The organism is Pseudoalteromonas sp. UBA2102 (assembly GCF_002331165.1).
GTDB classification, from domain to species: Bacteria; Pseudomonadota; Gammaproteobacteria; order Enterobacterales; family Alteromonadaceae; genus Pseudoalteromonas; species Pseudoalteromonas atlantica.
The window spans coordinates 5,784-19,095 of the sequence record NZ_DCYU01000116.1 but is presented as its reverse complement, the minus strand read 5'-3'; the positions used below and the strand labels follow the sequence as shown (position 1 = coordinate 19,095).

Annotated in this window: 10 protein-coding genes and 2 tRNA genes; 9 read left to right on the top strand and 3 right to left on the bottom strand. The window is 40.7% G+C overall.

The window, feature by feature from the left end; all coding sequences use genetic code 11:
• Positions 1-76 precede the first annotated feature (76 nt).
• Together B2R65_RS15670 and B2R65_RS15665 are read left to right on the top strand one after the other, a co-directional pair.
• Entirely contained in the window at positions 77-871 is a 795-nt protein-coding gene (locus B2R65_RS15670; RefSeq protein ID WP_286744214.1) for a putative porin, read from the top strand.
• A 477-nt stretch (positions 872-1,348) separates the two neighbouring features.
• Positions 1,349-2,152, top strand: a complete 804-nt coding sequence (locus B2R65_RS15665; RefSeq protein ID WP_286744211.1) for a putative porin — start codon at positions 1,349-1,351, stop codon at positions 2,150-2,152.
• Positions 2,153-2,239: 87 nt separating this feature from the next.
• Here the strand turns inward: B2R65_RS15665 and B2R65_RS15660 are convergent, their stop codons facing one another.
• A complete protein-coding gene (locus B2R65_RS15660; protein WP_286744209.1) occupies positions 2,240-4,087 on the bottom strand; it encodes a M2 family metallopeptidase in 1,848 nt (615 codons plus the stop codon).
• 167 nt (positions 4,088-4,254) lie between these two features.
• Between B2R65_RS15660 and B2R65_RS15655 the strand changes: the two genes are divergently transcribed.
• On the top strand, positions 4,255-6,531 hold the full coding sequence (locus tag B2R65_RS15655) for an acyl-CoA dehydrogenase (RefSeq protein ID WP_096041942.1): 2,277 nt from the start codon (positions 4,255-4,257) through the stop codon (positions 6,529-6,531).
• A gap of 66 nt (positions 6,532-6,597) precedes the next feature.
• Here B2R65_RS15655 and B2R65_RS15650 read toward each other — a convergent pair whose 3' ends face one another.
• Together B2R65_RS15650 and cysK are read right to left on the bottom strand one after the other, a co-directional pair.
• A complete protein-coding gene (locus tag B2R65_RS15650) occupies positions 6,598-7,032 on the bottom strand; it encodes a hypothetical protein (protein WP_029773124.1) in 435 nt (144 codons plus the stop codon).
• A gap of 146 nt (positions 7,033-7,178) precedes the next feature.
• Positions 7,179-8,147 carry a cysteine synthase A gene (cysK, locus tag B2R65_RS15645; RefSeq protein ID WP_004589513.1) on the bottom strand — a complete coding sequence of 323 codons (969 nt, stop codon included), beginning with the start codon at positions 8,145-8,147 and terminating at the stop codon, positions 7,179-7,181.
• Positions 8,148-8,513: 366 nt separating this feature from the next.
• Between cysK and B2R65_RS15640 the strand changes: the two genes are divergently transcribed.
• The 6 genes from B2R65_RS15640 (at position 8,514) to B2R65_RS15615 (ending at position 13,282) form a co-directional block, all read left to right on the top strand.
• Positions 8,514-9,665 carry a dicarboxylate/amino acid:cation symporter gene (locus B2R65_RS15640; protein WP_024033649.1) on the top strand — a complete coding sequence of 384 codons (1,152 nt, stop codon included), beginning with the start codon at positions 8,514-8,516 and terminating at the stop codon, positions 9,663-9,665.
• 158 nt (positions 9,666-9,823) lie between these two features.
• Positions 9,824-10,474 carry a UvrY/SirA/GacA family response regulator transcription factor gene (gene uvrY, locus B2R65_RS15635; RefSeq protein WP_004589511.1) on the top strand — a complete coding sequence of 217 codons (651 nt, stop codon included), beginning with the start codon at positions 9,824-9,826 and terminating at the stop codon, positions 10,472-10,474.
• A gap of 11 nt (positions 10,475-10,485) precedes the next feature.
• Entirely contained in the window at positions 10,486-12,309 is a 1,824-nt protein-coding gene (gene uvrC / locus B2R65_RS15630; protein ID WP_004589510.1) for an excinuclease ABC subunit UvrC, read from the top strand.
• A gap of 42 nt (positions 12,310-12,351) precedes the next feature.
• The gene (gene pgsA / locus B2R65_RS15625) at positions 12,352-12,897 is read left to right on the top strand and encodes a CDP-diacylglycerol--glycerol-3-phosphate 3-phosphatidyltransferase (protein WP_024033647.1); all 546 of its coding nucleotides are present in this window, start codon (positions 12,352-12,354) and stop codon (positions 12,895-12,897) included.
• A 208-nt stretch (positions 12,898-13,105) separates the two neighbouring features.
• Positions 13,106-13,181, top strand: a tRNA-Gly gene (locus B2R65_RS15620).
• Positions 13,182-13,208: 27 nt separating this feature from the next.
• Positions 13,209-13,282: transfer RNA gene (locus tag B2R65_RS15615), tRNA-Cys, on the top strand.
• Positions 13,283-13,312: the final 30 nt, after the last annotated feature.

The window sequence follows — 13,312 nt, the reverse complement described above, 5'->3', positions numbered from 1 at the left end:
TTCTCAGCGTTAGCATGTCCCCACTTTAGTCAATGAGCTAAAGCATAAAAAGCAATGCACAAAGGGAAGTCTTACAATGAAAAAATTAGCAGTTATTATTTCAAGCATTTTATTATCTAGCACTGCGGCTGCTGCAGACAGCTACAATTCAATCAGTAATTTAAGCTACAAAGATAGCGATAACAACGACACCGTTGCTGTAGACTCTATTTATTACCTATCTCCTAAAAAAACATTAGGTCCGTACGATCAGTTTGAGTACATTAATAAACAAACTAACGTTTACGGCGGTTATGCTGATGACGACTTTGGCGATGTTACTAACATTGGTGGCGAATACTTTATTAATGAATTTGTTGTTGGCGCATCTTACGAAAACCTTGACCCAGATTCGGGCTCTAACGGTGAGCTTTACAAGCTAACTGGTGGCTACTTCTTTAACCCTGATTTATTAGCAAAAGTAACGCTTGTTGAAAACAAAGACGGCGATGACTTTGCTTTGTTTGATTTAGCATACAATCACATGCTAAACAGCACAGACTACGTAGGTGTAACACTTACATCTGATGACGAATTTGATTACCGCGCTGTTGCAGCTAAGTACTTTATTGACTTACAGCAAGGTAACTTTTTAACGTTTGAAGGTAAATACGAGAGCATTGAAGATGCAGAAAACCAGTGGGTAGCAGAAACTAACTACTACTTCTCAAAAGCAACCTCGGTATTTGCTAACTACAACAAGCAAGATACATACAGCTTTGGTGCTCAGCACTTCATCAATAAAAACATTGGTCTTAAAGTAGGTTACGAGAACAATGCAGATGACTCTGATAACGATGCATACTTTGCAAACATGCGTTTTCAGTTTTAATTAAGCCCTGTACTTAATTAAAAGCACAAAAAGCCCGCTACTGTAGCGGGCTTTGTTGTTTTTAACTTAAATTATCCGTGGTAAAAGTTTTACCAGGTGCAATTACGGTCTTTGTTCTGCTCATCTAAATAGCATTTTTTAAATTAAAAATAATAATTTTTTTGAAAAATGAGAAAAATATAATGAGGGATAGTTATATTGATGAGGTTTATCGAATAGTTAAGTTGTATTCAATTTAGCGACAGTTTGTACCTTATTTATTACTTTTGAAGTTTAAATGCTGAGATATAATTCTACTGTAGATTTAAGGTGTGCTTTATATTTACATTTGTACGGAATGATTAACAATTTAAGTTGTTGATATTGTGTTTAATTTGTTCTCTCATTCATTTTTTGTTCATTATTTATTGTTAGGATGCGGCCCGACTTTGGCTACACGGCCCAAGCATAGAAAATAACATTTATAGGGAATTTAAAATGAAAAAATTAGCCGTTATCATTTCGAGTATTTTATTATCAAGCGCTGCAACCACTGCAATGGCAGCAGATACTTACCAATCTATCAGCCACGTAGGATACATGGACATTGATGGAGATGACACGGTAAGTGTTGACTCAACTTATTACTTTTCTCCAAAAGCGACGTTAGGTCCTTATGATCAATTTGAGTACATCAATAAGCAAACAAATGTTTATGGTGCATACAGTGATAATGATTTTTTAGACGTTACTAGCATTGGCGGTGAGTATTTTGTAGAAGATTTTGTACTAGGTGCACAGTACAATAACTTCGATAGTGATTTTGGCTCAAGCACGGATGTAATTGAACTTTCAGCTGGTTACTTCTTTAATCCAAACCTTGTATTAAAAGCAACGTTTGTAGATGTTGAAGATGCTGACAATCAGTTTGTGTTTGACTTAGCATATAACCACGAATTAAACAGCACTGATTATATCGGCTTTACAGTAACAGCAGATGACGAGTTTGATTACCGTGCAGTAGCAGCTAAGTACTTTGTTGATTTACAGCAAGGTAACTACTTAACTGTTGAAGGTAAATTTGAAGATGTTGATGGTGGTTCAAGTAACTGGGAATTAGCATCTAACTACTATTTCAGTAAAGCAACATCGGTGTTTGTTACAGTTAACAAGAACGATGACTACGCTTTTGGTGCTCAACACTTTTTCAATAACAATGTTGGTTTAGAAGCAGGTTACGGTAATAACTGGGATGATTCTGATTACGATGCTTACTTTGCAAATGTAAGCTTACAGTTCTAATTTAACCAAAAGTTAGTTACTGAACAAAAAGCCCGCTACTGTAGCGGGCTTTGTTGTTTCTAACTTAAGTTAACCGTGGTAAACGTTTTACCAGCCGCAATTACGGCCTTTGTTCTGCTCATCTAAATAGCGTTGCAGCGGTGCAAAGTAATCAAGCATAGCGGTTGCATCCATTTGCGGCTTGCCTGTGATGGTTTCAAGGGCTTCTTGCCATGGACGAGAAGAGCCCATTTCTAGCATTGCGTTTAGCTTATCCCCTGCTTCTTTTGAATTATAAATAGAGCAGCGGTGAATGGCTTTATCGTTACCAGCTATTTCACATAAGCTACGGTGAAATTCAAACTGTAAAATATGTGCTAAAAAGTAACGTGTATAAGGGGTGTTGCCTGGTACGTGGTATTTAGCACCTGGATCAAAGTCATCTTCGCTACGTGCAATAGGCGCTTTAACACCTTGGTATTTTTCACGTAGCTCCCACCACGCTTTATTATAATCTTGTGGCTTTACTTGGCCCGAAAATACCTGCCAGCGCCATTGATCAACCATTAAGCTAAAGGGCACAAAGGCAACTTTATCTAGCGCCATTTTCATTAGTAAGCCAATGTCTTTTGACTCATCAGGTACTTGCTCAAGTAAACCAATTTCTTTTAAGTAACCGGGTGTAACCGATAAAGCAATGGTGTCGCCAATGGCTTCGTGAAAACCATCGTTGGCACTTTCTTGATAAAATAAAGGTTGTTTATTATAAGCGCGCTGATAAAAGTTGTGGCCTAGCTCATGGTGAATAACAGAAAATTCTTCGCCGGTGCGTTGAATACACATTTTAATGCGTAAATCGTCTTTGCTATCTATATTCCAAGCAGAGGCATGACACTGTACGTCTCTGTCTTTTGGTTTTACAAATAACGAACGCTCGTAAAAGGTCTCTGGCAGTGGCTCAAACCCCATTGAGGTAAAAAAGGTTTCAGCACCTTTAACCATTTTTAGCTCGTCGTAATTATTTTTAGCTAATAGCTCGGTAACATCGTAACCCGGATCGGCGTTTTCTGGCGCGACCACATCGTAAATATTACCCCACGCTTGCGCCCACATGTTTCCTAATAAGTGCGCAGGAATAGGCTCATCTTGGGCTACTTTGTCGGTGCCGTATTTTTCGCCTAATTTAGCGCGTACATGACAATGCAGTGAGTTATAAAGTGGTTTTACTTGCCCCCAAATGCGGTCAAGCTCGGTTGTAAAGTCATCGGCTGGCATATCGTACTTGCTGCGCCACATTGCGCCGGTATCAGCATAACCTAGCTCTTTAGCCCCTTCGTTTGTAAGGGTTACTTGCTGCTCGTAAAGTGGGCGCATTGGCTTTGAAATTTGACGCCACCCTTGCCATAAATCAAGTAGCTCGTTGTAATCACGGCTGGTGGCCATTTTTGCGGTCATATCACCAAGGCTTAAACAGCTGCCATCGTCTTTACAGTATTTACCTTTACCGTATAAACCACCTAGCTCTGCCACAATAGTTGAAAGTTGAGCTGTTTTTTCGGCGTCCTGAGGAGCGGGTAAAGTAAGCGCAAGTTTAAGTTTATTAAGCTTGCGGCGTGCATCGTAATCAAGCGCTAAGTCGTCAAATTGTGCTGCCTGATTGGCTAAACGTACGACCGACTCGGTCATTTTACGATTAACTTCGGCAGATAACGCCGAGGTGTCGTGTGTTATAAAGTTTGCGTAAATCCACTCAGCGCGGCTCGACTCTAGGTAAAGCTCACTTAGTTCTTGCTCGGCTTTGGCAATAAATGCATTGGCATCTTGTTTTGTAAGAGGCTTCTCGGTCTGTGCTGAATCGGTAGTGTCTATGGCTATTTCTGCTTCGCAGGCGGTTAGCGCTAATGTACTTGCGACTATGAGGGCGCTCATACTTAGTTTAAAGCGTGGCGTGTTCATTGTATTCCTTTGGTTTATTGTTATTAAGAAAGTGATAATAGCAGCGATGTTTAAAACAATAAAATTAATACGTTAAGGCGTGTGGTGCATCGCGCAATGATTGTATTTAAACTAAGATGGGTCATAATTAAGTTACTATTTTCATTCAATGTAAAAGGAATGTGCTCATGTCAGTATTTATAATATTGCTGGTCGTGGTGGTGGTTATTTTTGCAGTCAAAGATATTCGCCTCAACCTGATCAGCCGTCCTACGTTTAAAATGTTTAAAAAGGTACTTCCGCCGCTCTCGCAAACTGAGCGAGAGGCAATGGAAGCCGGCGATGTATGGTGGGATGGTGAGCTATTTAGTGGTAATCCAGATTGGCAAAAACTGCATAACTTTCCAAGGCCTGAACTTAGCGATAAAGAAAATGACTTTATGGATAATCAGGTGAACACGCTACTGGCGATGCTAGATGATTACCAAATTGTACAAAAAGACAAAGACCTGCCAAAAGAAGTCTGGGATTACTTAAAAACAGAGGGCTTTTTTGCGCTGATCATTCCTGAAAAATTTGGTGGACGTGAGTTCTCTGCCATTGCTAATTCAACCATAGTGTCAAAAATTGCCACAAAAAGCTTAACTGCGGCGGTTACTGTTATGGTGCCTAATAGCTTAGGCCCAGGCGAGCTGTTACTGCATTATGGCACAAAAGAGCAACAAGACCGTTGGCTACCAAGCCTTGCAAGTGGTAAAGATGTGCCGTGTTTTGCACTTACCGGCCCAGAAGCTGGCTCTGATGCCGGCAGTATTCCCGACTCTGGCGTAGTGTGTAAAGGGCAGCATAATGGTGAAGAAGTTATAGGCCTGCGTTTAAATTGGTCTAAGCGTTATATTACGCTTGCGCCGGTTGCAACCGTACTTGGCCTTGCCTTTAAAATGTATGACCCAGATGGGATATTAGGCGATGAAAAAGAGCTAGGGATTACCTGTGCGCTAATTCCTACAGATCACGAAGGGGTAGAAACGGGTGAGCGCCATTATCCATTAAACATGGCATTTATGAACGGAACTACCTACGGTAAAGATGTTTTTATTCCGCTAGATTGGATTATTGGCGGTGAGCAGGGCGCAGGGCGAGGCTGGCGCATGTTGGTTGAGTGTTTAAGTGCTGGACGCGGTATTTCTTTACCTGCACTAAGCACCGCAACAGGGCATTTAGCCTCTAAAATGACCTCTGCTTACTCTGTGGTACGCCAACAGTTTGGTGTATCAATTGGCCAATTTGAAGGTGTACAAGAAGCCTTAGCCCGTATTGGCGGGTTAACGTATACGTTAGAGTCTGCGCGTTTAATGACCGCAGGCGCAATAGATTTAAAACTTAGCCCATCGGTTGTTACCGCCATTGCAAAATACCATATGACCGAAATGGGGCGTACGGTAATGAACGATGCAATGGACATTCATTCTGGTAAAGGTATTCAAGTAGGGCCTAATAACTATTTAGCCCATGGTTATATGGGGATCCCGGTATCGATTACCGTTGAAGGGGCAAACATTTTAACCCGCAACTTAATGATTTTTGGCCAAGGTGCCACCCGTTGTCATCCGTTTGTGTTAAAGGAAATGGAAGCTGCCGCAATGGAAGACGATGATGCAGCACTTGATCAATTTGATAGTTTATTGATGAAGCACATTTTATTTGCTGCCAGTAACGCCGGCATGGCTTTTGTACATGGTCTTACGCGAAGCTGTTTGGCAAAAGCGCCCGTGTGCGGTGCAACCGCAGTGTATTACAAACAGCTAAGCAGAATGAGCCGAGGGCTTGCTTTTACTACAGATGTAGCCATGTTGGTACTCGGTGGCGAGTTAAAGCGTAAAGAGATGATTTCGGCGCGTTTAGGTGATGTGCTTAGCCACTTATATTTGGCGTCTACTGTATTAAAGCGCTTTGAAGATGAAGGGCGCCAACAGGCTGATTTACCTTTTGTGAAATACGCTATTGAAAATTCTCTTTATGAGATAGGCCAAGCGTTTGACGGTTTTTTCAAAAACTTTTCAAATCCGGTGGTTAACTTTTTACTTAAACGCATTGTGTTTCCGCTGGGGAATCACTACCACAAGCCAAGTGATGAAACAGCCCAAAGTATTTGCGAGCATATGACGCAACCTGGGGTGTTTAGAAACCGTTTAACGCACTTATGTTATGTAGATGAAAATGCGGGCACGGGCGTGATGGAAAATGCATTTTTAGCTATGCACGATATGCAAACACAGTTTAAAGAATTAAAACACTGGCAACGCAGTGGTAAGGTCCCTGCAACACTCGACATAGAAGGCGCAATAAATTACGCACTAGAGAATGAGCTCCTTGCGCAAGCAGATGCCGATGCAATGCACCATACCAATAAACTAAGAAAACAAGCAATTGCCGTTGATAACTTTAAACCCGGTGAATTATAACGCTTAAGATAAGCGCTAAACGCAAAACGGCCTTACATGTGTAAGGCCTTTTTTGTGGTGTATAAGTTAGCGTGCGTAAGGGTCTGCAACTATTTTATCGATATACCATTTCCCTTTTTTACGAAGCATTTTAACGCTGCGCATATCATCGACTTTATCGCCATTAAAGTAGCCTGTAAAAATGAGGTTTATTTTGGCGTTATCGCCATATTGTTCGCGTACACTCATATTGGTCATATCGACTTCAATTACTACTTCATCGTATTGCAGGTTTACTAAGTTTCGGGCAAATTGCTTAGCGGTGCCATAGGATTTCATAATCCGGCTTAGGTTAGGGGTGGCCATTGTGCTGGCTTTTTGTAAATCTTTTTGATTATACAATGCATCAAAGTAAGCGGTGGCTGTATCGCCCGGTGAGTCGCCCAGCGTTTGTACGCTATCGCCACAGGCGGCTAAAAATAAGCATACGATAAAACTTAAATAAGCTGTTATTTTTTTCATGTTGAATGTTTTTAATTAGTTTTTTTAAAGTGTGTGGTTAATTAAACAAGATGTAAAGCAGCACTGGGGAATAAATAGAAAATTGAATCATAAATAATAAAAAAGGATGCCATAAGCATCCTTTTAAGTATCTCAAGGAGAGAAGTTTACTGTACTAATTCTTGCTCGCTAAATTCTTCAGCAAACATTGGGCTAGACAGGTAACGCTCTGTGGCACTTGGTAAAATCACCACAATATTTTTATCAGCGTTTTCTGGCTTTTCAGCAAGGCGTTTAGCGGCAACAACAGCTGCGCCTGATGAAATACCCACTAAAATACCTTCTTTTTTCATTAGCTCATGAGCCATTGCAATAGCATCTTCGTTTGATACTTGCTCAGCACCATCAATCACACTTAAATCAAGATTACCAGGAATAAACCCTGCGCCAATACCTTGAATTTTATGTGGACCTGGTTTTACTTCTTCGCCTGCAAGCGTTTGGCTAATAACAGGTGAGTTAGTTGGCTCAACTGCAATCGCTTTAACATCTAGGCCTTTTTCGTTTTTAAGGTAACGGCTAACACCTGTAATAGTACCGCCAGTGCCTACGCCTGCTACAAAAAAGTCTACTTTACCATCAAGCGCTTCAAAAATTTCTGGGCCGGTTGTTTCAAAGTGAATTTTAGGGTTAGCTGGGTTTTCGAACTGTTGTAATAAAATGTATTTTTCTGGATCTGTTGCTTGAATTTCTTTTGCTTTTTCAATTGCGCCATTCATACCTTTAGCGCCATCTGTAAGCACTAAGTTAGCGCCTAATGCTTTTAATAGTTTGCGGCGCTCTAGGCTCATTGTATTGGGCATGGTGAGTGTTAATTTGTAACCACGTGCTGCTGCAACAAATGCAAGGGCAATACCTGTATTACCCGATGTAGGTTCAATTAGTTCCTTACCTTCAACAAGCTGACCTGATTTTTCAGCTTCCCAAATCATTGATGCACCAATACGACATTTAATACTAAAGCTAGGATTACGCGATTCTACTTTAGCGTAAACGTTTCCGCCTGTTACGCGATTAAGTTTTACCAGTGGTGTATTACCAATGCTTAGTGAGTTATCTTCAAAAATAGTAGACATAATGTTCCTTTGGATACAATCTGATCAATGTGTTAATAGCCTTTGCTATTAACTATATAAATACACTTTACTGCGAGTTTAAAAAAACTAAAGTAAAGTTTGGCTATAACATATATCTATTGGGCTTATAACCAGCCGAAATAAAAATTAGTTATTATTGTTGCTTTAGTTATTAAAGATGCGGGCTCATTTTTAAATTTAAAGAGTAAATTTCGCCACGTAGTTAAAAAATGCTCAGAGTAGGCTAATTATTGCGATGTTTTTGTGTGTTATTTGTGCACATGAATATAACTTGAATACTTTTATCACACAATGCGCCTAAAACATGTTAAAAACACTCTATCTATATTCAACTAAGCAATCACAATGAAGTTAATCTTAAAATTAATTGCCGGTATTGTGGCCGGTATTTTGGTCGGGCTTTATGTGCCTCTCACAGGTGTTGAGCTTTTATTTACTGTTAAAGAACTTATTGGCCAACTCATTTCTTTTACCATCCCATTAATTATTTTATTTTTTATTGCTTCGGGCATTGCGGGCTTGCCTAAAGGGTCTGGCCATTTATTAGGTAAAACTGTTGGCTTTGCTTATAGCTCTACAGTAATTGCAGGTACGCTTGCCTTTTTATTAGTAAGTGCGGTTATTCCACTGCTAAGTGGCAATATTACGTTTGAAGCCGAAGTTGCCACTGAAATTGGCAGTTTTATTGATTTAGAAATTCCACCGCTGATGGGTGTAATGACAGCGCTTGTGACTGCATTTGTGTTTGGTATTGGCATGAGCCAACTTGAATTAGAAACACTTAAAAAAGTGTCTGATCAGGGTCGCGATGTAATCGATGCTTTATTATCTAAAGTAATTATTCCGGCATTACCATTTTACATTGCGGGTGTATTTGCAGAAATGACCGTAGCAGGGACCGTGGTAGATACATTGCAAACCTTTGGTGTTGTGCTTATTGCAGCACTTGTTATGCATTGGCTGTGGCTAACCGTATTATATGTTTCTACGGGGATATTACTTAAACGTAACCCGTTGGAGCTAGTTAAAAATATGCTTCCTGCTTATTTTACAGCACTGGGGACAATGTCGAGCGCGGCAACCATTCCGGTGTCTTTGCAATCAAGCAAAGCAAATAACGTGAAAGAAGATGTAGCAAACTTTACAGTGCCACTGTGCGCTACTATTCATTTATCGGGTTCTACCATTACGATTGTGACGTGTGCAATGGCCGTTATGTTTTTATCGCCAAGCATGGAAGTACCTTCTTTAATGGGGATGCTGCCGTTTATTATGATGTTAGGGGTAGTAATGATTGCAGCGCCAGGTGCACCTGGTGGAGCAGTAATGTCGGCGCTCGGTTTATTAACCAGTATGCTTGGCTTTAACGAAGGCGCTGTTGCACTTATGATTGCACTTTACCTTGCGCAAGATAGCTTTGGTACTGCGTGTAATGTTACAGGCGATGGCATTATTGCCCTATGGGTAGACCGTTTTAGCGAAAAAGCAGCGTCATAAAAAACTAAAGTACTGGTTTTTAGCAGTCGTAAAATAATGCTAAAAGATGAGTACACCTAAAGCGAAGCAATAATATTAGTTATTGTTTCGCTTTAACTGTGGTAATGTGGCAAATTAGATTGTTTGTCGCGTATTGTTAGGTTAATGAGGGTATTACATTGATTAATGTGCTTTTAGTTGATGACCATGAGCTGGTACGAACTGGTATAAAACGTATATTAGATGATGTACGTGGTTTTAAAGTGGTAGGCGAAGCTAAAGATGGAGAGGCTGCGGTACAGTTTTGTCGCCAGCACGCACCTAATATTGTATTAATGGATATGAACATGCCTGGCATGGGTGGCCTAGAGGCCACAAAAAAGATTTGTCGCTATTGCCCAGATGTAAAAATTATTGTGCTTACGGTTAATTGCGAAGACCCGTTTCCATCAAAAGTGATGCAAATTGGCGCGCATGGCTTTTTAACCAAAGGTGCAGGCTCTGATGAAATGGTTCGTGCTATACGGTCTGTTCATGCAGGTCAGCGTTATATCGCCCCAGAAATTGCACAACAAATAGCCCTTGCGCAAGTAACAGGGCGTACCGATGAAAACCCTTTTCAAAGCTTATCTGAGCGCGAGCTACAAATTATGCTAATGATCACCAAAGGTGAAAAAGCTCAAGATATTGCCGAGCGCTTAAATTTAAGCTCAAAAACAGTGAACAGCTACCGTTACCGTATGTTTGAAAAATTAAACGTAGGGGGCGACGTCGAGCTTACTCATTTGGCTATTCGCCATAAAATGATTGATATAGACGTATCTCATTAATTTTTTAATTTATGTCTGAATTCGATCACGCCCAATTTTTAAAAACGCTATCAAGTGAACCGGGTGTATACCGTATGCTTGATAGTGAACAACAAGTTATTTATGTCGGTAAAGCTAAAAACTTAAAAAAACGAGTAAGTAGCTACTTTAGATCTAATCTAACCGACAGTAAAACCCGTGTGTTAGTGAGTAATATTTGCGATATTGAAGTTACACTCACAAACACCGAAACCGAAGCCCTGCTGCTTGAAAACAACCTTATAAAAAAATATCAGCCGCGTTATAACATTTTATTACGTGATGATAAGTCATACCCCTATATATTACTTACCAGTCATAAACATCCGCGTTTAGCCTTTCATAGAGGCAGTCGCAAGGTAAAAGGCGAGTATTTTGGGCCTTTCCCAAGTGCTGGCGCAGTGTCGGAAAGTTTGCGTTTAATGCAAAAAATATTTCCTGTACGTCAGTGCGAAGATGCCTATTACCGTGCCAGAAGCCGCCCGTGTTTACAGTATCAGCTAAAGCGCTGTTCAGCACCGTGTGTTAATAAAGTGACAGAGCAAGAGTACGGCGAACAAGTTGATTATGTACGTAAGTTTTTAACAGGTAAGTCGCACGAAGTAATAGCCGATTTAATAAAAAAAATGGAAGCGGCGAGTAAAGACCTTAACTTTGAGCTCGCAGCTAAAGTGCGCGACCAAATTATGCTACTGCGCAAAATGCAGGAGCAGCAGTCTATTTCAGGTAATTTTGCTGAAATGGATGTGGTAGGTTTTGCGCACTTAAATGGATTAAACGGGATTCATTTATTAATGATCCGTGATCATAAAGTGCTAGGCAGTAAAACCTATTTTCCAAAAGTCCCTAAAGATTCGGGGCAAGAGGAAATACTCACTTCGTTTTTAGGGCAATATTATTTAGCGCCTGGTGCGACAGGGCGCATAGCAAAAGAGATTATTTTACCGTTCGAGATTGAAGAAAGTAGCGCATTGAGTGAAGCGCTTACGCAAATTAGTGAGCGCAAAGTATCGCTTAAAGTGGTCACCCGCGGAGAGCGAGCACAATACCTTCAACTTGCTAATAAAAACGCATTAAACAGCATTACCGTTAAACAAAGTACGCAAGACTCTATAAACAAACGTTATGCACAATTAAAAGCGACCCTAGGCTTAGATGATATAAACAGAATGGAATGTTTTGATATCAGCCATACCATGGGGGAGAACACAGTAGCCAGTTGTGTAGTATTTGATTCGCAAGGGCCAAATAACAAAGAGTACAGACGCTACAACGTAACGGGTATAACCGGCGGTGATGATTACGCGGCAATGGAGTTTGCACTGAACAAACGCTACAACAAAGTGGTAGATGAAGACAAAATTCCTGACGTTATATTCATTGACGGTGGTAAAGGGCAACTAGGCCGTGCAGAGCAGTATTTTGCTACGTGGCCACATGCTAAAATGCCGCTGTTAGTAGGTGTAGCAAAAGGCACAAGCAGAAAGCCAGGCCTTGAAACCTTATTAATTGATGGCGGGCGAAAAACGATTCCTATGGATTCGGATGCGCCAGCACTTCATTTAATCCAGCATATTCGCGATGAGTCGCACCGATTTGCTATTGCAGGGCATCGTAATAAGCGCCAAAAACAGCGCACGCAATCATTATTAGAAGAGATCAATGGAGTAGGTTCTAAGCGCCGCCAAACATTATTAAAATATTTAGGGGGCATGCAAGGGGTAAAAGCTGCTAATATAGAACAGTTAAAGAAAGTTCCTGGGATCAGTCCTGACATGGCTGAGAAGATATTTAACCATTTGCATGACAAGGGCTAGCCCTTCATGCGAATATAGAAAAAAAGACATATCCAAGTAGTTATGTGGAATATTCCAAACACACTCACAACCTTTAGACTTTTTCTTATCCCCATATTTTTGGTGATATTTTACTTGCCTTATAGCTGGGCGTTTTTTGCTGCCGCTTTTATTTTTTGGCTTGCATCAATCACCGATATACTTGATGGCTATTTAGCACGAAAGCTAGAGCAATCTACGCCTTTTGGTGCGTTTTTAGACCCTGTAGCCGATAAGGTTATGGTGTGTGCTGCACTTGTTGCGCTCTCTGATCATTATCAGTCTATGTATATGACGATTCCGGCACTTATTATTATTAGCCGTGAAATAGTGATATCTGCATTACGTGAATGGATGGCCGAACAAGGCAAACGTGGAAACGTTGCAGTATCAAATATGGGCAAAATAAAAACCGCGGCGCAAATGCTGGCGATTATTGGCCTAATTTGGCAATACGATACGTGGATGATCTATTTAAGTTTTGCTTTATTGTATATAGCCACCTATTTAACACTAAGCTCTATGGTGCAATATTTAATGGCTGCATGGAGTGAATTGACCAAAAATTGATTGTAAACGTCTAATAACGCACCGTTTTAGATAAAAAATAATCAAACAGTTCAAAAGTGGCATTTTTTGTGTTGACGCGTTTAATAATCTCTGTAGAATGCGTCCGTGTTGAGAGGGCATAGCCCCTAAGATAAAGAAAACCAAAGTTACTTAGTTAGCAGCGTAAACATCGCAAGATGTTGAATAACGCAGATAATTAAATAACAATGCGGCACTAGCTCAGTTGGTAGAGCGCGACCTTGCCAAGGTCGAGGTCACGAGTTCGAGCCTCGTGTGCCGCTCCAAGTTTTCATTAGGTTGTCCAACGGTTTGGCGGAATGGCAGAGTGGCCATGCAGCGGATTGCAAATCCGTCCACCTCGGTTCGACTCCGGGTTCCGCCTCCATTCAACACTCCACATGCTTTAAATAGCAAA